Origin of the sequence: Chryseobacterium sp. CCNWLW53 (genome assembly GCF_037083525.1) — a bacterium.
Taxonomy (GTDB): domain Bacteria; phylum Bacteroidota; class Bacteroidia; order Flavobacteriales; family Weeksellaceae; genus Chryseobacterium; species Chryseobacterium lathyri.
Window position 1 is genome coordinate 292,898 of sequence record NZ_JBAOJR010000004.1, and the last position, 24,322, is coordinate 317,219.

20 protein-coding genes and 1 pseudogene are annotated in these 24,322 nt (G+C 37.8%); 12 read left to right on the top strand and 9 right to left on the bottom strand.

From position 1 onward, the window contains the following. Positions 1-121: 121 nt before the first annotated feature. Positions 122-1,951 carry a cytochrome c peroxidase gene (locus V6R96_RS14550; RefSeq protein ID WP_336379358.1) on the bottom strand — a complete coding sequence of 610 codons (1,830 nt, stop codon included), beginning with the start codon at positions 1,949-1,951 and terminating at the stop codon, positions 122-124. A gap of 321 nt (positions 1,952-2,272) precedes the next feature. On the opposite strand from V6R96_RS14550, the gene V6R96_RS14555 reads away from it, so the two are divergent. Both V6R96_RS14555 and V6R96_RS14560 read left to right on the top strand, forming a co-directional pair. Continuing rightward, positions 2,273-2,728, top strand: coding sequence for a hypothetical protein (locus tag V6R96_RS14555; protein WP_223559674.1), 456 nt, complete (start codon positions 2,273-2,275; stop codon positions 2,726-2,728). Between the two features lie 19 nt (positions 2,729-2,747). Next, positions 2,748-3,602, top strand: a complete 855-nt coding sequence (locus tag V6R96_RS14560; protein WP_223559675.1) for a nucleoside phosphorylase — start codon at positions 2,748-2,750, stop codon at positions 3,600-3,602. Positions 3,603-3,767: 165 nt separating this feature from the next. Here the strand turns inward: V6R96_RS14560 and V6R96_RS14565 are convergent, their stop codons facing one another. Next, the gene (locus V6R96_RS14565; protein ID WP_336379357.1) at positions 3,768-4,550 is read right to left on the bottom strand and encodes a hypothetical protein; all 783 of its coding nucleotides are present in this window, start codon (positions 4,548-4,550) and stop codon (positions 3,768-3,770) included. Between the two features lie 576 nt (positions 4,551-5,126). Between V6R96_RS14565 and V6R96_RS14570 the strand changes: the two genes are divergently transcribed. The 8 genes and pseudogenes from V6R96_RS14570 to V6R96_RS14605 all read left to right on the top strand — a co-directional run bounded on the left by V6R96_RS14570 (position 5,127) and on the right by V6R96_RS14605 (position 12,984). Then, entirely contained in the window at positions 5,127-7,316 is a 2,190-nt protein-coding gene (locus V6R96_RS14570; RefSeq protein WP_336379356.1) for a phage baseplate assembly protein V, read from the top strand. A gap of 2 nt (positions 7,317-7,318) precedes the next feature. Next, positions 7,319-8,161 (top strand): hypothetical protein, encoded by an 843-nt coding sequence (locus V6R96_RS14575; RefSeq protein WP_336379355.1) that lies wholly within the window; start codon positions 7,319-7,321, stop codon positions 8,159-8,161. Further along, entirely contained in the window at positions 8,142-8,414 is a 273-nt protein-coding gene (locus V6R96_RS14580) for a hypothetical protein (RefSeq protein ID WP_111953022.1), read from the top strand. The genes V6R96_RS14575 and V6R96_RS14580 overlap by 20 nt, the downstream gene beginning before the upstream one ends. A gap of 11 nt (positions 8,415-8,425) precedes the next feature. Then, positions 8,426-10,378, top strand: a complete 1,953-nt coding sequence (locus V6R96_RS14585; RefSeq protein WP_336379354.1) for a PAAR-like protein — start codon at positions 8,426-8,428, stop codon at positions 10,376-10,378. Between the two features lie 19 nt (positions 10,379-10,397). After that, positions 10,398-11,048 (top strand): hypothetical protein, encoded by a 651-nt coding sequence (locus tag V6R96_RS14590; protein WP_336379353.1) that lies wholly within the window; start codon positions 10,398-10,400, stop codon positions 11,046-11,048. A gap of 4 nt (positions 11,049-11,052) precedes the next feature. Continuing rightward, a complete protein-coding gene (locus V6R96_RS14595) occupies positions 11,053-11,460 on the top strand; it encodes a hypothetical protein (RefSeq protein WP_336379352.1) in 408 nt (135 codons plus the stop codon). Between the two features lie 304 nt (positions 11,461-11,764). After that, positions 11,765-12,468: pseudogene (locus V6R96_RS14600) on the top strand (PoNe immunity protein domain-containing protein). A 3-nt stretch (positions 12,469-12,471) separates the two neighbouring features. Then, entirely contained in the window at positions 12,472-12,984 is a 513-nt protein-coding gene (locus V6R96_RS14605) for a DUF6630 family protein (RefSeq protein ID WP_336379350.1), read from the top strand. A 101-nt stretch (positions 12,985-13,085) separates the two neighbouring features. Here the strand turns inward: V6R96_RS14605 and V6R96_RS14610 are convergent, their stop codons facing one another. Then, positions 13,086-14,465, bottom strand: coding sequence for a hypothetical protein (locus V6R96_RS14610; protein WP_336379349.1), 1,380 nt, complete (start codon positions 14,463-14,465; stop codon positions 13,086-13,088). Positions 14,466-14,728: 263 nt separating this feature from the next. Further along, positions 14,729-15,289 (bottom strand): DNA-3-methyladenine glycosylase I, encoded by a 561-nt coding sequence (locus V6R96_RS14615; RefSeq protein ID WP_111953014.1) that lies wholly within the window; start codon positions 15,287-15,289, stop codon positions 14,729-14,731. 143 nt (positions 15,290-15,432) lie between these two features. Here V6R96_RS14615 and V6R96_RS14620 point away from each other — a divergent pair, with 143 nt between their 5' ends. Beyond that, the gene (locus V6R96_RS14620) at positions 15,433-15,732 is read left to right on the top strand and encodes a hypothetical protein (RefSeq protein ID WP_111953012.1); all 300 of its coding nucleotides are present in this window, start codon (positions 15,433-15,435) and stop codon (positions 15,730-15,732) included. 119 nt (positions 15,733-15,851) lie between these two features. Next, complete coding sequence (locus tag V6R96_RS14625; protein WP_111953010.1) at positions 15,852-16,661, top strand: enoyl-ACP reductase; 810 nt, start codon at positions 15,852-15,854, stop codon at positions 16,659-16,661. A gap of 79 nt (positions 16,662-16,740) precedes the next feature. Here the strand turns inward: V6R96_RS14625 and V6R96_RS14630 are convergent, their stop codons facing one another. From V6R96_RS14630 to V6R96_RS14650, 5 genes are all read right to left on the bottom strand, one after another. After that, positions 16,741-18,180 (bottom strand): glycoside hydrolase family 30 protein, encoded by a 1,440-nt coding sequence (locus V6R96_RS14630; protein ID WP_336379348.1) that lies wholly within the window; start codon positions 18,178-18,180, stop codon positions 16,741-16,743. A 42-nt stretch (positions 18,181-18,222) separates the two neighbouring features. Next, positions 18,223-19,032 carry a family 16 glycosylhydrolase gene (locus V6R96_RS14635; protein WP_111953006.1) on the bottom strand — a complete coding sequence of 270 codons (810 nt, stop codon included), beginning with the start codon at positions 19,030-19,032 and terminating at the stop codon, positions 18,223-18,225. A 76-nt stretch (positions 19,033-19,108) separates the two neighbouring features. After that, positions 19,109-21,331 (bottom strand): glycoside hydrolase family 3 N-terminal domain-containing protein, encoded by a 2,223-nt coding sequence (locus tag V6R96_RS14640; RefSeq protein ID WP_336379347.1) that lies wholly within the window; start codon positions 21,329-21,331, stop codon positions 19,109-19,111. Positions 21,332-21,340: 9 nt separating this feature from the next. After that, a complete protein-coding gene (locus tag V6R96_RS14645; RefSeq protein ID WP_336379346.1) occupies positions 21,341-22,765 on the bottom strand; it encodes a glycoside hydrolase family 30 beta sandwich domain-containing protein in 1,425 nt (474 codons plus the stop codon). A gap of 3 nt (positions 22,766-22,768) precedes the next feature. After that, positions 22,769-24,319: a RagB/SusD family nutrient uptake outer membrane protein gene (locus tag V6R96_RS14650; protein ID WP_111953585.1), complete on the bottom strand. Its 1,551-nt coding sequence runs from the start codon at positions 24,317-24,319 to the stop codon at positions 22,769-22,771. Between the last annotated feature and the right edge of the window lie 3 nt (positions 24,320-24,322).

Below are 24,322 nucleotides of genomic sequence, written 5' to 3' on the forward strand. Positions count from 1 at the left end.
GTGTAAAACTCAATAGTAATATTATTCAAAGTTCATCCTTTAGTAAAAGTAGTTGCAGATAATAAATCTTATATCCAAATTCATTTAAACCTCCAACACTCCCACTCTCAAACTCTCCAACTCATCTAGCCTTACTAATATCGGTCAGTGAATTCAGGAAAGCAATGACCTGCTTGATCTCTGTTTTTGTAAGTTCCAGTTTATCCGGTGGCAGCGTTTGATTTTTCATCTTTAAACCGAGGCCTTCTCCTCCACCTTCGTTATAGAAGTCCATAACTTCTTCCAGAGTATTGAAAGCTCCGTTATGGAAGTAGGGTTTGGTAAGAGCAATATTTCTTATCGTAACGGTTTTGAAAGAGTAATCATAGATCCATGATTTCTCTTTTTTCACAGGGCTGTTGCCTCTTCCAAGATCCTGATCCAACTGAATAGGAAGCTGATGGATGGGTTTTGTAGTGACCCCTAAAACTTCTGATTCATTTTCATTAAAGAACGGCGGCACAAGACCCGAAAAATGTGGTGCAAAATGACATGTTGCGCAATTGGCCTTTCCCATAAACAGATTATATCCTTTTTTTACATCTTCGGAAACATCTTTTTCATTTCTCATAAAACGATCGAAATCACTGTCAAAAGAATACAGGGATGAAACATAAGAGCTTAAAGCTTTGGAAAAATTTTCTTTATTTATTTTACCATTTTGAAAAGCAGCACGGAAAGCTCTTTTGTACTCAGGCTTTGTTCTCAGTTTTTTGATGATGTCTTCATAGCTGGTATTAAACTCATCACCATTGTAGATTACATGTTCTGCCTGTTGTTCAAGGTAAAATGCCCGCAGATCATAGAAAAACCTTTTGGCAAAAACAGCATTGTATAAAGACGGAGAATTTCTCAGAACTGTTTTACCTTCCACATTGCTCTGGGACTTTACTTTAAGGTCCGTAAAAGCATTTTCCTGAAGATGACAGATCGCACAGCTCATTTTACCGTTTTGACTCAAATTCTGGTCATAGAAAATAGATTTCCCTAAACGGCGAAGCTCATTACTATCTTCAGTAGATTGCAGCAATGTGTAGAAATACGGATCCAGAAAATCACTGCTGAAAAGGTTTTTACTCTTTACGTTCCAACCGGAAAATTCTTTTAGATCATCTGCCCTTCCGTCCCATTTTCCGAATTCCTCATACAGAAGCTGAATGTATTTTTTATAAAACTCAATTCTGTCAAAATTTTCAAAATCTTTATTCACAGTGACATAATTGATTCCTTCATTAAGGATCTTGTTGGCTTTCTGAACATTATAGTTTTTAAAATACACATCGTCATTAATGTATTTTTTTATTCCGGTAAAAGCATGGCCGGCTTCCTCTGAAACATTCAGGGAACCTGGTGTATCAAAGCCTGTAATTCCCAATGTATAAATTCTTATCAGTTCTATCCTTAGTGGCAGCGTTTTATTGTTTCCGCGGCTTAAACCGTTCTTTATGGTACTCAGATAAAAGCTTGAATAGGAATTGTACAGAAAATCCGTAATCGTTTTGATCTTCTCCTTTTCATCTCCTGCTTCATCGGAAAAGATCAGCTCATCCAGAACCTGGAGTCCTTCCGGTGGCAGTGTATAGGCAGAAGTTCCCGCAGCTTCTATATGAAACAGCGGAGCGGCATTAAGATGAGTTTTTGTGAATTCCGGATAATGATAGGCGATAAAAAATTCGATTTCTTTAAACGAATTTCTTGTCCCCCTTAAGGAATTTCTAAGCTCTTCAAGAGAGATTTGATCCTCTGAGAATTCGTATACGTCTGATTTCAGCTGGTCAAGCCTGTTTTTAAAATCCGACAAACCTTTATTGACAAAGGTATTTTCATTTTCTTCTCCCTTATCAATCGGATTAAAAGACATGACAGCAAAACCTATCAACACAATCACAGCTAGCAGCGGGTATAATCTCATTAATTTTTAGCGGCAAAAGTACCGTTCCGATATTATCGCAACTTTAACGGCAGATTAAAAAATGTTTATGTTTTGACCACATAATTATATCAAGGGCTAGTTTTAACACAAATTTAAAATCCAGCAAGGCTATTTTAAAAGCGTAAAAATCTACAAACGGCAGTTTCTTATAGAAATATTTTTATTAATTTTAAACCCCGAAATCAAATTCATTATACTTAAGAACGGCTGATTTCTATAGGCCGCTTCAAAAAAGATGACGAAAGATATTGGGAGAGGATTTATAACATCATTTCAGCAAATTAAAAACAAGATATTATTATGAAAACAAAAGTATTATTTGCTTTTGCGGCGAGTTTCCTTTCCATTTGTGCATTTTCACAAAAAAAGAAGGAAATGGCCGTGTACGCAGAGAAAAAAGGCAATGATTATTATCTGGTACGCCTGGAAGAAGGCAAACAAGTTCCAAATGTTTATGTATATTCAAATGGTGTAACAAAACCTTACAAGAACTATACTGACCTCAAGGATATTGTTATGGATTTTCCGGGAATGATGGACTCTAACAATTCAACCAAGGAGGAAATGGTTTCTGTTCTAAAAAAAGGAGATAAACTCTATGAAATTACAACCCAAAGAAAGGATCCGAAAAATTTTGAAAAAACCATCATTACGGTCTATGAGATTTTCCAGGGACAGAAAAGAATCGTAGAAGAATATGATACGATCTATGATCTTGCCGGATCGCCTTACAAAGAAGCTATATTCATTAATTAAAAAATAAAAAATATAAATTATGCTAAATAAACTTGCTGCCTCAGAACTGGTGCTGAATGACGATGGAAGTGTATACCACTTAAATCTTTTACCTGAAGATATTGCTGATAAGATCATCCTTGTGGGAGATCCGGACAGAGTGGCAAAAGTTTCAAAATATTTTGACAAAGTAGAAATCAAAAAAAACAAAAGGGAGTTCTATACCCATACCGGAACACTTCGCGGAGAAAGAATTACCGTAATGTCTACAGGTATCGGAACAGAGAATATTGATATCGTGATGAACGAGCTTGATGCCCTGGTGAATATCGACCTTAAAAACAAGGAGTTTAAAACTGATCATAAAGCCCTTGAACTTTTCCGTATGGGAACCTGTGGAAGTGTAAATCCGGACGTACAGGTTGATAATATGCTTGTAACCCAAAATGTTGTAGGTCTGGACGGACTGATGCATTTTTATCAAGACTACAGCTTCGAGAATGAGTTTTCCAAAAGTTTCATGGAAAAATTCCCGTATGAGAAGATCAAACCTATGCTTTATTTCTCAGACTGGGCAGAAGAAATGGGAGACTATTATAAAGATGCCAAATACCACGGGAATACGGCTACTTTCCCAGGATTCTACGCTCCTCAGGGAAGACAGCTGCGTTTAAAAGCAGTTGATGATAAGTTCCTGGAAACATTGAATGACCTTGGAGTAACTAATTTTGAAATGGAAACTTCAGCGATCTATGCTCTTTCAAAACTATTAGGCCACAAAGCCATTACAGTGAATAACGTTATTGCCAACAGAAGACGTGGAGAATTTTCTGCAGACCACCATGCTTCTGAAAAGAACCTTATTGATTGGGTACTGGAAAGAATTATCAAGTAAAATAACTCACGTTTTTATCCTTAAAATCAAACCTTATAGGTTTTAAAAATCTATAAGGTTTAGCTTAAATTATAGCAAGATCTGCTTAATTGGCTCAATCTGCAAGCGGTTTTTCTCTCGCAGATTGAGCCAATTAAGCAGATTTTTTATTTCATCTAAGTTTTCTTAGAGTAAAGAAGTATTTAAGTGAAATGCTCTCGGATCCGGATATTTAAATATAAAATCCAATTCTGAAATCAGCTTTGAAGACAGGATTATTTTCCCCTCACCTATTGTCACTGTTTCTTCAGAGGATTTTAAATTTTGCTGAGCATTGATCACCTGGGCTTTCGACGGATGTTCTGGAGCCGTTACATTGTACAGTTTTCCGTCTGATCCTGTTTCGATCATTTTTTCAATTACTCTACAGATATCTTCATAGTGAATATGATTCACCGGTGCTTCCAGGTTTGAGATATTATAATTTTTCAGAAGCCGGTTATCTCCCATCAATCCTGCTAATCTCAAGATATTTATCTGCGGATATTTACCTTTGATCATTCGCTCTCCCTGAACATGATCTGATGAAAGATTTTCTTCTGCATATTCACCAGGAATATCCGGATAGACACCGGTAGAACTCATCACAAATATCTGACCTTTAAAATCGTCGATAAATGAAAATAAATGCTGAACCCTGTTGTATAACGAACTTGCACAGCAGCTTTTACCGGAAATCGGAATAGTGATAATGAGAACATCTATGTCTTTAATCTCAGTCCACGGAATAACCTTTTCTTCCAGCTGAAAATCCGGGAAGCTGGCGACAGAAGTATTAAATCCTTTAGAAGACAGCTCATCAGCTTTGTTTTTTGTAGTGGTGGTAGCATATATTTTATACTGTCCGGACATTGAATCAGCAATCCTTGATCCCAGCCAGCCGCAACCTATAATTCCTATTTTCTTCATAAATTTTCAAGTATATGCATTAAGGATTTAAATCTTCTTCCTTTTAATAAGCAGAACATTGGCAAAATTAAATCAATTTATGCTGTCCGCAATTTTCATTGCATTATATTCTTAAAATCTAAAATCAGCCTTTCTTCAGCTGTATTTAATTTGTGCTTTTCTTTCCGTACAGCCCATGTATCTATAGGTTCTTTTTTGTCTCATTTTGAGCCTAACAACTGTTAGTAGTAAAACTACGACAAAAAGAAAAATAGCCTTCCATTTTTTTCCTCATTATGTCTTTGCTTCTTATATTTGTTTCACGTGGATGTGATTTTAATATCATCATTACAAAACTGTAATTCAGAATATTAAATTCATTAAAACTAAATATTAATTATATTTTAAAACTTAAAAATATACAGGGATCCATTCCCGGCATCAGGTGAAAGCAGAACGATAATTCCCTCACAAAAGATACTATTCTGTTGACATTAACAAGACAGTATTTTGATCTGTAGTGAGTAATAAGAACAACCATTATGCAGTCCGGCATGCCAGACTGTTGTTACATACATTAACCAGAAAAAATATGTTATGTTCCAGGACAGCAAATCATCAAAAAACCAGATTCCAAAATCTAAAAAAGATCTGGACAGTATAAAACCCGCAGATCCAGACCCAGTTAATAAAGCTGAAAAAAAAGTTGAAAAAATAAAAAAAACGGTACAGACAGCCGGGCAGGCACTCTCCTATACCGATAATTTCATGAACAAAGCTACACAACCTAATACAGCTTTGGTTTCTGAAAATAAAATTTGGAACGAGCAACCCACTTCTAAAATATTCAATGCCGGATCAATTCCGAAAAGTGAGCTTTTAGGGATCAATCGTGTGGTTAAACTTGAAATCATTATTGAAGGAAAAATAATTAAGCATTTCAAGCATTTTAAACTCACCCAAAGTGCTGTTAAACATCATGAATTCAATCTTATGCTCGCTCATGATGCTTTGGGAGGGGCAGAAAATCATAACCTGGAACAGGCACAAAACTTTCTGGGCAAGAGGATCACAGTAGTATTTAAATATAAAGACGTAGAAGAAAGTCCTGAACGAAACTTTGTAGGGGTGATTACGGAAGTAGGGTTCAGCCAGGAAAAAGGCAGTTTGGGAAATATTGTACTTACCGGAAACAGCCCTACTGTACTTCTGGATGCTGCCCCGCACATTCAGAGTTTCGGTGGTGCCAAAGAGATCAGCCTGAACAGCATTGCAGATTGGGTGATTAAAGAAGGACTTGGTTCCAATAAATTTGATTTCAGAGTAGATTCCCAGCACGGAAATGTTTCTTACAGCTCTCAATATGAAGAAACCCACTACAATTATCTCGCAAGAATAGCAGAAGCTTACGGGGAACAGTTTTATTATGATGGTGAGGTTCTTCATTTCGGAAAACTGCCTCCACAGGAAAAGCCGGTACAATTGGTATACGGAAGCAGCGTACATGATATTAAGATCAAAATGAGAGCCCAGCATGTAAACCCTGTTTTTTACGGCTATAACAGCAGCAAAAATGAAAAGCTCACAACAGGAAGTTCAAAAATAAATCATCAGTCAGATATTGCGAAACGAGCCTATGAAATATCCAAAGCAACTTTCACAACCCCTTCATTAAGGGTAGCTCCCATCAAAGCATCTACTTTTATAGATATTGATGCTTCACAGAAAGGTACAGCAGGAAGTAAAGCTGTAGACGTGTTTATCACATCCGGAAGTACTTCTGTTCCGTTTTTATATCCTGGATGTACCGCGGATGTAGAAATGCGGAAATCTGAAACCAACCAGACCGCCTATTTTACCAAGCTTATGATCACAGGGATCAGCCACGAGGTAGATGCAAGAGGTCATTACACCGGAAATTTTGAAGCAATAGCAGCAGATACCGGATACATGCCACGGCCTGAATTTGAGATGCCTAAAGCAGAACCTCAGTTCGCCAAAGTTATTTCAAATACTGACCCTCTTAACCAAGGCAGGATTCAAGTTCAGTTCGACTGGCAGAACGGGCAGGATACCACTGAGTTTATCCGCGTTATGACTCCTGATGCGGGCGGAAGCGATAAAGTAAGTAAAAACCGTGGTTTTATGGCTATTCCTGAAGTTGGAGATCAGGTGGTTGTCAATTTTGTACACCAGCATCCGGACCGTCCCTTTGTAATGGGAGGAATGTTTCATGGAGGTGTTGGCGGAGGAGGCGGACAAAACAATAATGTTAAAAGCCTGAGCAGCCGAAGCGGTAATAAATTGGAACTGGATGATGGTGCAGGATCTGTGTTTCTGACCGATCAGGGAGGAGCCAATATGAAATTTGATGGAGCCGGAAATGCAATGACCAATGCCAATAATGATAAAACAGTAACAGTTGGGAATAATAATACGGTAAATGTTGGAAGTGTAAGTTCTATTAACGTAGGAGGAAAAGAAGGCGGAGGAGCCAATTCTATGCTTAAAATGGATAATAGCGGAAAAATCACTCTGGAATGCGACACAACCATTACCATTAAAACCGGAAGCAGCTCCATAACCATGACTACGGGAGGAGATATCACCATAGAAGGTCTCAATGTGAAAGTCATAGGAAAAACGACTACAGAGTTAGGAAAAGCTGCTGCCAATCCTGGAATTAAGATTGATAGTGACATCAATGCCAATGCCGCCAAAATTAATACCTCATCTTCAGGACCTACCAATATCAAGGGGGCTGATGTGGAAATCAATAAAGGATAATTATGCAGGTTAATATAGAAAACAAGGGCGAATATCGTAATTATACCTTTCTCAGAGAAGAAAGATATCAATTTCAGGGACTCAGAAATGAAAACTATATTGAAGCTGAGCTAAAAGTCACCCTAACTTCTATTGAAAATGAAAAGCCTGTTTTTACCGTTGAAATGCCATTGTATAAGCAATCCAATAAAGACGGTATGTACAAATGGGTCGGAGACCTGCATCAGCTGAGAGAAAAAATAGTATGCACCCTCAATGAAAACGGACAGCTTGGAAAGATCATCAACTTAACTGAGGTACAGAATAAATGGCTGGAAATAAAGCCTAAAACTATCCTGAAACATCGAAGTGAGCAATACCGTGAAATTTTCATCAAAGGTGTAGAAGAACTTTTGGAAGATGGCGAGCGCCTGGCAGAAGCTCTCCGTTTCGCAATGCCTTATCAATTGTTATTTCCCGGCATTCATTTCAAGGAGTTCAAAAAAAACGAGATCATCAACGGATACCGTGAGCTTCCCAACTTTATTGCTACCAAGAGCGTCCCTATTACTACAGAAGAAACAATTTCAGAATTAGAAGACGGCAGGTACCAGATTGATGTGAAAGGAAGCATAGATGAAGATAATTTTGAACAGGATAAAGTAACCGCCATGATCCGTGTTTTAAAGAACCGTCCCCGTGTGCCGACTCTCCTGCAGCTTAATTATATAGAACGCTATCTCCTGGAAGAGTGGCCGTGGTCTGAACAGAGTATGTGTATGAGCCTGGCACAGATTCCCGGCACATTATACCGTGAAGAAAAAAACATTTTAAAAGCTGCAGCCCATGACCATTCCCCTGCTTGATATTGTATTCCAGAATGACCGCTACTATCTTCTCTTCGATGATGAGAAGATCCTGGAGGCTCCGGCTGCCAGAGAATGGCATGTATATGCAGACGGACAATATATATGCTCTGTCAGTAACTGTAAAGTTTCGGAGCTGTTGAAAGTTCCGGGTAAGATTTTTCTGGAGACCCGGGAAAACCTTAATAAACTGGAAAATAGTTTCAGAAGATTGAAAAATGTAACCCTGAGCTCAGATAAAATTAACATCTAAATCATCGCATTATGGCAAAAAAATACGTACCTGAAGGTGCCTTTTTAGCTTGCGACAAAGGAACAAGCCCCTCTACCCTGCGGGTAAGCAACAATAAAAACACTACCATATACAGTGTTCCCATGGCTTCGGAACTGGATTTTCTTCCTTTTTTCAATATCAAACCTATGGGACTTTGTACCAACCCTTTGAAATGGGCAACAGGAGCTTCTTGTCTACCAACCATTCTTACTGGATGGCAAGCGCCAAAGGATGGGGTAAAGATAAATGGAAGCCGGATGCTATTGGAAGATTCTTTCTGTAATTGTATATTTGGTGGAAAGATCAACATCTTCTTTGATAGAGCAGCTGCCGTATCATATGGCGTCGGAGAAGGAAAAATGCCTTCCGACTATATCAAGGAAGGTTTTGACTGGATCGCCGAGCAAAACAAAAAAGGTCGGGAAATGCGGGACCAGATGCTTCCGGACTGGATGAAGCCCGTAACAGGTGTCGGAGACTGGTTCAGTGATCTGGGGACAGGGCTGGTAGAAGGAGCTGTAAATGGTGTAGTTGGCTTAGGTGAAACACTTTATCAGGTTGGCCAGGATCCCGTAGGCACTGCTGAAGCATTGGGCGGAATGGTAAGTGACGGATGGAACGCAGCTACCGAAGGGGTCGGAAATGCATGGGACTGGGCCAGCAAGGGAGACAACTGGAGCAATGCCGCTGAAGGAGCCTGGAACTGGGCCAGTGACGGACAAAACTGGGCAAATGCAGGAAACGCAGCGTGGGAAGGCACCAAAGATGCTGCAGGCTGGGTAGCTGAAAATCCAAGAAAGATAGGCACAACCGTGGGAGAGTTTATTCCGGATGCAGTAGCTGCGGTATATTCTGGGGGAACTTCATTAGCTGCAACTGCAGGAAAAACAGTTCTAAAAGAGGGAGGTGAAGCGGTTGTAGAACAAACCGTTAAAAATGTTGCAGAGGAAGCTGTAGAGCAAGGTGTAAAAAAAGGAGCAGATGATGTAGTAGAAGCTGGAGCCAAAAGAGGAATTGCGGAAACCATGGAACAGCTAGCCAAAAAAGAAGGTGGGGATATTGCTAAGGTTATCACAAAAGACGCAGATGAATTAGCAGCTGAAGCAGCTGAACAAGCAGCAAAAGAGGCAGCTGAACGATGGGCGAAATTAGGATATGATGATTTAGGCACTACTGCCCCTTGTTTCTTAGCAGGAACTTTTGTTCATACAATTGACGGTTTGATTCCTATTGAAAATATTCAGATTGGTGATATTGTATTTTGTTATGATAAAATAAATAATGTAACAACTAAAAATAAAGTAACCCGTATCTACAACAACTGGACTGATAAATTTATTAAGATTACTACAGATAAAGAAATAATCAGCGCAACATTTAAACACCTTTTCTGGATTGAAGATGAAAGTAAGTGGATTACGGCAAAGGAATTAAAAACAGATATGATTTTAAAATCCTTGTCATTAAACAATATCTTAGTTAAAAAAATTGATTATCAAAAAGATGTGGAATTATCTACTTTTAATATAGAAGTTGAGAATAATCACAATTATTTTGTTGGAAACCAAGGCATACTTGTTCATAATGATAATAAACCTTCTAAATTTGAAAGTACTGTTAAAAAGCCTACCAAAATCTATGAAGTTTACGATCCCAAAACAGGAAAAACAGTATATGTGGGACAAACAGATAAAACGAATGTGGCAGACCGTTTTAAAGAACATGTAGCAGAAGGTAAAAAGAAAGGTAACCATAAAAAAGACTGGGGGAAGAAATACAAAATCCGTGAGGTTGCAAGCGGAAATTGGGACCCTTATGAAGCGTCTGTTTGGGAACAGCATTATATTGACAAAAACGGAGGCAAAGCTAATCTTCAAAATGGAAGAAATGAAATTACTAAACCTAAATTTGATAAATATAAAAATTTACATAATCCTTGTTAAATCATAAAAATCTATAAATATGAATATTAAACCCGGAACTATTTTTTCGGTAAATGTTTCTACTGACGAAAAAATTTTTGGAAGAGTCTTATTTAATGTTGATGAATATCTGGAAAAGAGTAAGAACGAAAATAATCAGAACTACTTTGATGTATATAAAAAATGTGTCTTGATAGAAACCTTTGGAAAAGTTACTAAAGAATTTGATGAAACCCTTTTGAAAAATGTAGCAGTTAAAAGCAGCTTTATTCCGATGGATACTTTTTCTGATGAAGATGAATGGGAGCTTACTGATTTGAATCTTCCTGTTTCGACAGAATATTTAACATTTCCTGAAGTTTTAAGATTCGTAAACGGGAAAATTTATTTCTGTGTAGGAGAAGTTACTATTGCAACTTCTTTCGATGAGGCATTTAGAGATCAATGTGGAGTTTATCCCTCGTTTGGCAGTGGATATTGGGAAGTTGTTGCCACACTGGATTTTGCTGACAGGAAAGATTTAATAGAAGATGAAGATGATGTTATGGATAAATATTTCAAAGATTCAGACTTGAGAGAAAGTCCTGAGGCAAGACAAGAAATTTATCAAGCTATTGGAGAAAATCCAAATTTGTCATACAATGAATTAGCATTAAAACACGGTTTCGACCTAAAAAGATTTTACAGTTAACTTTATGGAATTTCAAAACCAAATTTTACAAAGTATATTATGGAATTTTACTGAACAAAAATTTTCAGATATTGAAAATTTCAGGATCGCCTTGAAAGATTATAATGAAAAGATAACGGATGAAAAATTTTTAGAAAACCTGGATAAGCCTATTCTGAAAATCAATAAAGTTGCTATACAATATGAATATTGGGATGAAAATATTGAAGACATTATTGAACCAGATTTTCTATTGAATGCAGATAACGGACAATTTTTCACAACTGCTGAACTATTGTTTAAAATTCATAATCAGGTCCATGAAAAATTGAAAGATGATGACCATCATTTTTTTGAAGGATTAGAGTTATGGACGGGAGAAAATCCCAATTATCCTGACACTCCGTTATACTTTTTACAACAGGGAAGTTAAAGAATAATATAGTAGAAAAGGTTTCAATTTGAAACCTTTTTGTTTTAATAATCACACCATCATGAAGTCGAAAACACTGACAGACGGGACTAGGCAGATGTCCGATAAATGGATACAGGACAGATTAGGTAATACCGTCTCTAGACAAGAGTTGCGTAATATAACACAATCAGGTTACGAGAGAGTTGTGGGAAAAGTTGATGCCAATGGAAAGATTGTTTATAGACGTGTTGATGCAAATGGATATATAATTAGAGGAAATGCAGGAAAATGGCCATAACCAATAAAAAAATAAAAGAAAAATATGAGAACTAAATTGAAGAGCCCTGAGTATTTTGAAAACTATAACACATTAAACAATGAAGATATTGAATTTTATGAAGATGGATTAAAATCCGGAGCTACTAAAGAAGATCGAATTCCCGCCGTAAATAGACAGATCTTTACAACAAGTATTCATACTGTTATTGCAAAATATTCTGCGGGTGCCGCTATTCAGGAAATACAAAATGACTTTTTAAAAGTTATTGATAATTTAAAAGCCGGGTGGCAGAGCGATACTCCCAATATTCAGTTTGATGATTATATATTAATGCTTTGGATGCTTTCGTTAGGTATTTTATTGGATATTTCGGAAGATGATTACAAAAAAATAATAACTGTCCTGGATGATAGCAATCACAAAGATTATATTTATGATATAATTATTTCGTCCAAACTGTCAGGCAGAAATATAGATTCCAACATATATTACCCTAACGAATTTGGTGTTTTAAAAGATCTTTATGACAAAAAAAATATTGCAGCATTAAAAGATTATTTAAATGATAGCTGGTACAAAAAAATGAAGCCTGCTTATTGGTACGATAATGATAAAAACAAAAATGATGTTTCTTTGGGTACTGGAGCTTTGAAAGCGGTGCTTTTGTGAAAATCTTAAGATTGGATGATTCGTCTTTAAAAGAACAACAATTTTATCCTTACGATCTGGTTCATTGGAAATCATAATATATGAAAAAATATGTAGAAATTATTACACTCCTTGTTTCAAATAAGGACGATAGGAATTCTATTATTGACAGGCTAATTGAAATTGAAGGTGATTCTTCACTATATGAAGATCCTTTCTTCAGAATGCCGGATGATAATCAAGATATAACCTGGCTTGCAATGGTTGATTTACTTATTGAAAAAGGATATGCTTTTGAAATTGACTGGAAAGAAAATTACAGTGTTGCCAAATCAGGGATTGAAAATTTATTATCAAAATGGGATATTTCAAATAGATATCAAGATAATAACAATTTATATGACGAATATGCTGATCAGTTTTTTCCGAAAGTAAATGCTATTCTTAAGGAGTTAAACTATACAATTCTTTGTCTGGATATCAATAGTGATAGCTATGTGACAGTAATGATTCCAACCGCAAATGAACAGTACTTTTCGTCTTTGGATTCCAGAATAAAAAATATTAATATGACACTTAAATATAAAAGAAACCAATCAAACCTTAGGATTTAAATTAACATAACCTATAACTATTAACCGCTTTATGGCGGTTTTTTCATTTTGATATCTAAAAATTACAGGACCAATGGCATAGCTTGTAAGAATTTTTCAATTTAAAACTCATTAATCATCACATAAAAATGCCCGGAATACAAACTTTCAGGTCCGCCTGAGATATTTGTGAGATTAATTGTAACACTTGTAGTAGAAGTCATTCTTGGATTGGATACCGAAAAAGAAGTATTGCCTGCAAAATCGCCCGCCGGAGAAACTACAATTGCTGCTCTTACAGAACCCGGCTGCATATTCACAGGAACAGGAATTTCGAGCGTAACAGATTTTCCGGGAGGCAGATTATTCACAGAAACCGATGGCCAGGATTCAAAACTGATCTGGTTTTTTTGTACACTCCCCTTTTCACCCAGTTTGTATCCACCATTTACATCCAATTTAGCAGATGTATTAGGGAATCCTGTACCTATTCCAACATTAGCATTATTATTTCCAATGACAATTGCATTAGCTTGGGAAGTCGCCGCTCCATATCCAATCGCTGAAGAAAACTGCCCCAAAGCATTCGCTCCCGATCCTATTGCCGTAGAATTCTGATTATTGGTCACTGTATTATATCCTACAGCCGTTTCACTGTTAGAACTTGTTTTTGCATTATATCCTATTGCAGTAGACTGAAAGCCTGATGCTGTTGAATTTTTACCTAAAGCCGTCGCATCATTTGTTGTTGTTTTGGCATTATACCCTGCTGCGATCGATTGAAAGCCTGATGCTTCCGCATTATTCCCTATTGCTGTGGCTTCATTCATTGTTACTTTGGCATTGAATCCTACTGCTGTTGACTGATAACCGGAAATTTTAGTATTGGCTCCCAAGGCTACCGATTCATTGGCCGTAACAGATGTATTTGTTCCGATGGCAATTCCCTGATAAGCACTGCTGGAATTACCCAGAGCAATACCATTCTGATCTGCATGAGCTGCCATACCAAAACTTATTGAGTTATTTACACCCAAATGTCCTACTGTGGTAGAATTTACTTTAAAAATAAGATCATCTGAAGTATTGGTCCCTAAAGAAAGATTGGTATTAGCTCCAGCCGAATTACCACTGTTTGTTGCCGAGCTATTCCATGCTGAAAATGGAGCGACACTTCCTCCGCCGGCTCCGTTTCCGTTCGTTCCTGGAATGGTGGCAAGCATATTCCATTTGCCCTTATTCCAGTAATAAAACCCGGTCTCCGTTAAACTTCCTTGTCCATTATTCCAAACAATGAGCCCTTCAGCCGGATTTCGAATAGTTAACTGATCTATATTGGATGCTAAAGACACACTTGGAAAAAGCACTCCTTTATTTTTTGAACTGATGTGCAGCATAGCAGAAGAATCAGGTTCAGGTAAACCAATCCCCACCTGTGCGACAATAAAATTATTAATCAGTAAAAAAAGAAGAAAGAGCTGAAGTTTGAATTTGCTTTGCATCGCCTTATTGCTATAGTTTATTTTTTGAGGACGCAAATATACGAATTTAAAACAAAATAGCCATATTTTTTATCAAATCAATAAATATACACTTCATAGTGATTAAATCCACCGTTAATCACTTATAATTGAAACATTATCATGAATTAAAAAGCATGAAACCTAATAACAACACAGTTCCAAAGGCCTTATATCTTCTATCATATAAAAAATTAAATTACATTATATATAAAAAAATCACGTAAAAATGAATAAAATAAAATTTATTTTTGTCTTACGAAGCAGCTTTCAATATGATCGTTCACCATTCCGGTGGCCTGCATATGAGCATAAACCACTGTAGATCCCACGAATTTAAAACCTCTTTTCTTCAGATCTTTAGATAAAATATCAGAAATATCTGTTACAGCCGGAACATCACCTAAAGTTTTGGGACAGTTATCCACCGGCTTTCCACCTACAAAACCCCATATATATTCTGAAAAGCTTCCAAACTCTTTCCGAACTTCCAGAAACTTCTGCGCATTGGTTACTGTAGCCATTATCTTAAGCCGGTTTCTTATAATGCCGGGATCGTTCATAAGCTCCTCCATTTTCTCTTCCGTATAAGCTGCAATTTTTTTATAATTGAAATCATCAAAAGCTTTTCTGAAATTCTCTCTTTTAGAAAGGATCGTATACCAGCTCAGTCCCGCCTGAAAACTTTCAAGGATCAGAAATTCAAAAATAGTTTCATCATCGTATACGGGCCTTCCCCATTCCTCATCATGATATTTTCGGTACAGATCGTCTTTCTCACACCAGCCACATCGTATTTTTTCCATAATAGTAATTTTTTATACTGTACTAAAGATAATACTGATTTGAAAAGTATAACAAAAGATTAAGAAAAGTTTAACAGCATTTCCGGGTTTTAGGAATAGTTATTGTTTATTTACGTATACACAACAATAAAATATTATATATTATGAACAATTCAGAATACAACAAAGCGGAAAATGCAGTAAATAACACAGAAAACTCTTTAAAGAATGCAGCAGACAATGCTAAATGGAAAATTGATGACCTGGCAGCCAAAGCAAAAGATTACATCAATGAAAAGAGGAATAATGATGAAGAGGCACAGCAGGAAGACTGGTTTGAAAGAGTAAAGAATAATGCTGCAGATGCATGGGATGACATAAAAGATAAAGCAAACGAAGCTTGGGAAAAAACTAAAGATGCTGCGGAAGATGCAAAAGCAGAATGGAATAAGAAAACCAATTAAAATTTCAGTCATATAAATATTTCAAGAAAATGGAGTCTTAAATCAATAAGGCTCCATTTTTATGATGTTACAAACACAAATTATTGCTACATTTGTATTCAAATAAACATTAAAAAATTATGTCATACGGTTTACTTAAAGGCAAAAAGGGAATTATTTTTGGAGCCCTTAATGAGCAATCAATCGCATGGAAAGTTGCAGAAAGATGTCATGAAGAAGGTGCTGAATTTATCTTATCAAATGCCCCTATTGCTTTGAGAATGGGAGAACTTAATGGTTTAGCAGAAAAAACAGGTTCTGAGGTGATTGCTGCAGATGCTACTTCTATAGAAGATCTTGAAAAACTTTTTGATGCTGCGACAGCAAAATTCGGGAAAATAGATTTTATCCTTCACTCTATAGGCATGTCCGTAAATGTAAGAAAAGGAAAGCATTACACTGAGATGAATTATGACTGGTTGGAAAAAGGCTGGGATATTTCAGCGGTTTCTTTCCACAAGGTAATGCGTGTGGCTTGGGAGAAAGACTGCATGAATGAGTGGGGAAGCATTTTAGCACTGACTTATATTGCAGCTCAGAGAACTTTCCCTGACTACAATGATATGTCTGATAATAAGGCTTATCTGGAAAGTATTGCAAGAACATTCGGAAATTACTGGGGTGAGAGAAAAGTACGTGTCAACACGGTTTCCCAATCTCCTACACCTACTACAGCAGGTAGCGGTGTGAAAGGTTTCGGCGGCTTCCTTGGATACGCTGAAGATATGTCTCCGCTTGGAAATGCTACAGCTCTTGACTGTGCCAACTATTGTGTAACTCTATTCTCTGATCTTACTAAGAAAGTGACGATGCAGAACTTATTCCATGATGGTGGTTTCAGCAGCTCAGGAGTTACTCAGAAAGTAATCAGCAAATATGATGTTGAATAACAGCATTAAAAATATACTGTAAACAATAAACCGGCGGCCTCTACGAGGCCGCCGGTTCTATAAAAATGTTAATATGAAGTTACAGTATAACAGTCTGTATAGAATGGGCCGGCGCAGATAATTTCGCAGCCATTCCTTCGATCCACAGATTTGTTTCAATATCATTCCCGGAATCATTCATGATCACAGTAACCAGCTGGCCGTTTTCATTCATGAAAGTGGTAGATGTAAGAGCCGCTCTGTTTGAAGAACTTCCGATTCTCTGGGCATTAGGCTTGATAAATTTTGAAACATGGCCTACATAATAATATTCATAAGTATAATGTACCTCTCCTGTTTTGGTATCAGCAATGATAGGGGCAAAACAGAAGTTTCCGACATGGTTTGGGCCTCCGGTTTCATCCAGCAATACATTCCAGTCTGTCCATAAGGCTGTTCCTTTATTGAAATCATTAAGCATATTTCTTCCATAAAGTTCACCAAGACTCACATCATAAATTCCGGACATATTGAACTGTTCTTTACAACCTTCGGTAAAAGCCAGGAACTTATCCGGGAAAGCTTTCTGCGTTTCAGATAAATTATCGAAAAGCTGTGTTTTATTATTCCAGGTTTCATACCAGTGATACCCAATTCCGCTGGCATATTTCGAGGTTTCAGGATCGCTTAAAGTAGTAGTAGCTCTCTGGTAGATTAAATCCCGGTTGTGATCCCAGATCATTACCTTTTTGTCTTTGTAACCATTTTTCCAAAGTGTCGGCCCAAGGTTATTCTTAAGAAATTCACCTTCTTCTTCAGCTGAATAAATGCAGGACTCCCAGGTCTGTGTCGCCATAGGCTCATTCTGTACAGTCAGACCCCAGATGTTGATTCCTCTTTTTTCATATTCTTTGATGAATTTAATGTAATAATCTGCCCAGGTCTGATAAAATGCATTTTCCAACCGCCCTCCTTTCAGCATACTTTTATTAGATTTCATCCATGCTGGCGGACTCCATGGGGAGAAGTAAAATGTGAAATCTTTCCCTATCGCTTTCTGAGCTTCTTTAATCATCGGGATCTTATACTTTTCATCATGGGCAATATTGAAAGTCTTCAAAGCCGTATCATTATCTTCTACATAAGTATAAGAATCACTGGAAAAATCGCAGGAGTTCATATTGGTACGGACTACGGTGTATCCCAATCCGTTTTTTCCAAAGTAAGCCTCTATAATCTCTTTCTGCTTGTCCTTCGGCATTTTATAAAAGGTTTCTGCAGATGCATCAGTGATGGCCCCACCAATTCCGATCAGCTTCTGATATTTAAAATCAGGATCTACAAAAATACAGGCATCGGTTTCTTTGGGCTGTCCGAACTTCTCAAACTTAACCATTCCTTTATCTGCCATTTTCTCATTGGCCTTGGAGTTGGTAAGAATAACCTTTGCTGTTTTCCCTGCGTTCTTTTTCCAATAGTTCTGTGCATTAGCATTCAGAAACGCTCCTACTGCCAAACAGCTTACAATTAGTTTTTTCATAATTTTTTCTTTCTGTTTTTGGACGTAACCGCCCTCTCTTCATTATTTATTTTGATAAACCCTTACATAGTCTATATAATATTTTTGCGGAAATATACTGTCATCTATTCCTTCTTTTCCACCCCAGAAACCGCCTACTGCCAGATTTAAAATAATAAAATAAGGCTGATCGAAAGGCCATGCTTCATAAGTTTTTTCTTTATTTTCATACGTGAAAAACTTTTTATCATCAATATAGACATCAATTTTTTCCGGCGTCCAGTCTACTTTATATACATGGAATTTTTCACTGGCATCTTTTACAATCAGAGTATCCGTTTTCTGTGTTCCCTGAATATGATTATACTTTTTGGTATGAACCGAAGCATGGATATACCCCTGATTGAAACCTACGTGTTCCATGATATCCAGTTCGCCGTCATCCGGCCATTTTTTCATATTCTCACTCATCATCCAGACGGCTGGCCATGTTCCCCTGCCTTTGGGAAGTTTTGCCTTTACTTCTACTGTTCCGTATTGGAAAGAGAATTTCCCCTTGGTCAAAAGCCTTGCAGAAGTATACTTATTCTTATCCCAATTTTCTTTTCTGGCCTCAATAACAAGATTTCCACCTTCCATTCTGGCATTTTCAATTCTTTTCTTTGTATAAAACTGAGCTTCTTGGTTTCCGTATCCGTCTCCTCCTACATCATAATTCCATTTTAATGAATCAGGAAGACCTTTCCCATTAAATTCATCGCTCCAGACCAGTTTTCTGCCGGAGCCTGCTTTGTTTGAGACGCAGCTTGCCACAGAAAGAACTAATATTCCGGCCGCACAGAGTTGAATGATATTTCTAAATTTGATTTTCATGAATGTGGTTGTAATCTAATTCGTTTCCTATTTTATTATGTTAAACAGGCTAAAGCCCCCGCTTGTATTGAATATTTTATTTACTCCATGTGATTCTTTTCGTCTGAACATCCTGGGAGTTGGTTCCAACCATAATATTGAATTCTCCACTTTCCCAATCATAATTCAGATCATTATCAAAAAATTTCAGGTCTTCCGGGGTCAGTTTGAAGTCTACTTTTTTGCTTTCTCCTTTTTTGATGGATATTTTTTGGAAACCTTTCAGTTCTTTCACAGGCCGTACTACTTTCCCAAAAAGATCTCTGATGTAAAGCTGTACGACTTCTTCTCCGTCAAATTTTCCTGTATTGGAAACCGTTACGCTGATATTTAAAGTCTGGTTTCCTTTAAGACTGGTTGAACTTAAGACCATGTCAGAATATTTAAAATCCGTATAGCTTAATCCGTAACCAAATGGAAATTTCGGATCATTATCCAGATCAATATAAGCTGAAACATAATTTCTATCTGTGTTATTTTTCGCAGGTCTTCCTGTATTGTAATGATTATAATAAATAGGAATTTGTCCTTCGGTTCTTGGGAAGCTCATTGGAAGTTTTCCTCCGGGATTTACTGCACCGAACAGAACATCGGCAATAGAATTTCCTGCTTCGGTTCCCAGCCACCAGTTATAGGTGATGGCAGGAATATGATCTGCTGCCCAATTAAAGATCAAAGGTCTTCCAGCGTTAATCATTAAAACAACAGGTTTTCCCGTTTTAGCTATTTCTTTCAATAAATCTTCCTGTACGCCGGAAAAACCGATACTGCTTCTGCTTTTGGCTTCACCGCTCATCGCATGGCCTTCTCCTAACGTCATGATTACCACATCTGCTTTTTTCGCGGTTTCCACAGCTTCTGCAAACATGGATCTGTCCTGATCGTCTACATTACATCCTTTTGCATATAATAAGGTAGAATTTTTATCGAGCTGATTTTTAATTCCGTCAAACTGAGAAACGATTCTTTGATTATCATCTTTAAATGCAATAGACCAGAAGCCGTGGTTGGCAACAGTTTCTTTCCCGAAAGGTCCGATCAGTGCGACTGTTTTCACTGTTTTTGAAAGTGGAAGAATATTTCCTTTATTTTTCAGAAGAACAATACTTTTTGAACCGAATTCTCTTCCGAATTTCCGGTGTTCCTGATTGTCGGTCTGTTCTTTCTGTCTTTTTTCATTGCTGAATCTGTAAGGATCATCGAAAAGCCCCATTTCGAATTTCTTGGTTAAAATTCTTCCTGCGGCATCATCTACTAATTTTACATCAACTTTTCCTTCTTTAACCAATTTTGGAAGTTCTGCCATATAAACGCGGCTTTCCATATCCATATCACTTCCACCTGATATAGCTTTTTCAGCAGCCTCGTAAGCGTCTTTGGTATAACCATGAGGAATCATTTCCCCGATACTTCCCCAGTCTGACACCACAAAACCTTTGTAATTCCATTTTCCTTTTAAAAGTTCTCTTTGAATATATTGATTGGCTGTAGCAGGAATTCCGTTGATATCGTTAAAAGAATTCATGAATGTGGCTACTCCAGCCTCAGCTGCGGCTTTAAACGGAGGCAGATAGGTTTCATTCAGCTGTCGTAAGCTCATATCTACAGAATTGTAATCTCTTCCGCCGACAGCTGCTCCATAAGCTGCAAAATGCTTGGCACAGGCCATTACCGCATCAAGGCTTCCTAAGCCCTTTCCCTGGAATCCTTTAATTCTTGCCAGACCAATCTGCGTTCCCAGGTAAGTATCTTCTCCGGAACCTTCCATTACCCTTCCCCATCTCGGATCTCTTGCTATATCTACCATAGGTGCAAAGGTCCAGTGGATCCCATAAGCAGAAGCTTCTGTGGCTGCAATTCTCTCAGACTTTTCAATCATTGCCAGGTCCCAGCTTGCTGCCTGACCCAGGTTAACAGGAAAAGTCGTCCGGTAGCCATGAATAACATCCTGTCCGAACAGTAAGGGTATTTTCAGCCTTGATTGCTGAGCGAGCTTCTGAAAAGCCCTGGTTTCATCAGCGCCCGCTACATTGAGCATTGAGCCTACTTTCCCTTTCTTTATTTCTTCCAATACTGCTGCTGAATTGGATTGCTGAGGCCCTGTGGCATATTCAAATCCGCTATACTGAACCATCTGTCCTACTTTTTCTTCGAGTGTCATTTTAGACAGCAGTTCCGCTACTTTCTGATCAATCGTTTTCTGCCCGTGGATATTGATACCTAATGCTGCAATTGCAAGTAAGAAATAAGTTTTTTTCATGATATTAAATTAAAAAACATAAGTCGCTGCCGAGTGTCCTGAAAGGGTAACCGGAGCAGTCTTTCCGTTATATTTGATATTAAAACTTTCATCTGTACTGTTTCCGTTCCGGATAATAAGTACAGTTTTTCCGGCAGGGGTTTTAAAGGCTGCCGTAGAAAGTGTTTCTGTCTGTGAGGAGGCAATACGCCAGGAACCTGCAGGTACAAATTTGGAAGCGTGTGCGATAATGTAATAGGAGACATTTCTGGTGAAGTTTTCACTGTCCGAAACTGTTATTGCTCCTTTACATTCTGTACATCCTCCGTCTGTATGCGGTTTGTACTGCGGATCATTTGCTATATTCCATTCCAAAGCAATTTTGCTCCAGTTTCTCATGGAACCGATGATTACATTTTTAACATGCCAGTTCAGGTCTTCATTAAAAGTTCCCTTCGATCCCGTCCACTGCTCGGTAAAATACAAATTTTTATCGGGAAATGCGTTGTGAACCGTACTTAACGCCGAAATGTCTCCTTCATACAAATGGAAAGCCGAGCCGTCAATATATTGATACGCCTCCGGATCTTTCAGAATATCAAGGGCATATTCCGGTTTATTGCAGTTATGATCGTAAACAACAATTTTTGTTTTGATGTTGTTGGCTTTAAAAACAGGACCCAAATGACCTTTGATAAAGTTTTTCTGTTGCTCAGACGGCATATACAGGCTTGGGTTGTTTCCGGGATGGAGAGGCTCGTTCTGAGGCGTAATGGCATCAATGGTAATCCCTTCCTTTTGCATTCCCTGAATATATTTTACAAAATATTCTGCATAGACTTTATAAAATTCAGGTTTTAAGCTTCCTCCTTTGGATTTTCCGTTGTCCTTCATCCAAACTGGAGACGACCATGGAGCGGCAATAATTTTGATATCGGGATTGATGGCTAAAATCTCTTTCAGCATCGCAATCAGATCTTTATCCTTTGCCAGGCTGAATTTTGAAAGTGTCGGATCTGTCTGGCCTTCCGGAAGATCGTCGTAAGAAAAAACTTCACCATCGAGATCGGAAGCTCCAATACTTAACCGTAGATAGCTTATGGAAATTGAATTTTTATCTTTCCCAAAAAGTTCATCCAGAAGCGCTTTCCGTTTTGAAGATGAAAGCCTGTTGATCACTTCAACGCTTCCTCCTGTCAGGGTATAGCCAAAACCGTCAACATATTGAAATTTCTGGGTATCATCAATTTCAATATTTTGCCAGTTATTGGCATTTGTTGTAAACCTAACCGGACTCTGCTGCTGTAATTTTACACTTTCATTTCCTTTCGTCAGCCAGGATTGAACACTTTCTTTATCATTATTTACTGACGCACATGATACAGGAAAAAGTACCACGCCGCAAAGCAGCGCAGTACCTTTAAAAAAGAAACTATATAAACTGTGAAACTTCATGTTTTAGTAGCCTGGGTTTTGTTTTAAAGCAGTATTTGGCAATTCATTGAACGGAATTGGAAGAATTTCATTTTTATTTGCTTTAAATCCTTTAGAGGCAAGCTTAGAAGGAGCATCTCCCCATCTGACAAGATCGAACCATCTGTGCCCTTCTCCGGCAAGCTCTCTTCTTCTTTCGTCTTTAATAGCCTGTAGAGAAACAGGAACTGATGCTAAACCTACTCTTGCTCTCACGGCATCCAACAGAGCCTGTGCTCTACCTCCGGCACCGCCTAAGGCTTCTGCTTCCATCAGGTAAGTATCTGCCAGTCTTATGGCTACATAATTTTGTCTGAAATTCAATTCAGCCGGTCCTGGAAGTGAGCTTTTCAAATCGTTCGTAGGTAAATATTTGTTTAAGAAATATCCTGTATCTGCAAAGGCAGGGCTGTAAGAAATTTTACCATCAGCGACCAATTGTTTCGCATTGAAAACGGTTACATTTAATCTGGGATCCCCCTGCATGAAATTAACGAAGTCATTCGTTACTGTATTAAAAGCCCATCCGGAATAAATATCCGGTGCATTATTATTCGGAACATTTTTTAAAGAATAAGAACGCGGTCCTACCATTACGTTGATAGAGTTACCTTCATCTTTTCCCTGTCCCCAGAATCCCCAGTCGGAGTTTCCTTTGTTGGTATGCATAACTTCCAGAATGGATTCTGTTGAAAATTTATATGGATCTGCCGTTTCCGGTCCCACTTTGAATAGATCGGCATAGTTGGCCACAAGTTTATATCCATATTGGCTGGTTCCTCCCGGTGTACCATTCACTGCTGCCAACTGTGTTGCCGCTTCGGGCATTTTTTTATCGTAAAGATAAATTTTACCTAATATTGCCCTGGCTGTTCCTTGTGTAATTCTACCCTTGTCATTGCCGCTAGACGTCATCATTAAATCTGGAATGGCCGCATTGATGTCACTCTCTATCTGCGCATATACATCACTTGGTTTCGCCTGTGGTATATTCCAGTAATCATCACCGAACTGAATAGTTTTGAGCACTAACGGAATATTTCCAAACATTCTTACCAATTCGAAATAATATAAGGACCGGAGTACTTTGGCCTCTGCAATATATCTCTTTTTGATATCTTCACCCATAGTAGCTCCAGGAACTTTTTCTATTAAGAGATTAGCACGTGCTATCCCTTGATAAAAATCTTTCCAGTAACTCGCAGGCATAGTATTGGGATTAATTGTAAAATTATTCATTCCCTGGATTCCTGCTCCATCATTGGAGTTTCCACCTCCGGAATAAAAGTCATCAGATCCTGCATTAAAAAAAGTGACCGTATTCTCGAATCCTCCGGAATATTTTCTTAAAATATCATATACGGAAACCAATGCACTAAAAGACTGTTGTTCATTCTGAAAATACAGATCGGTATTAAAAGACCCTGAATTCTTTACGTCATCCAGATATGAATCACTACAGGCAATATTACTAAAACTCAGGCCTGTAAGAAACGTAATAGCAAGCCCTTTATATAAAAAATTCTTATTTTTCATTTT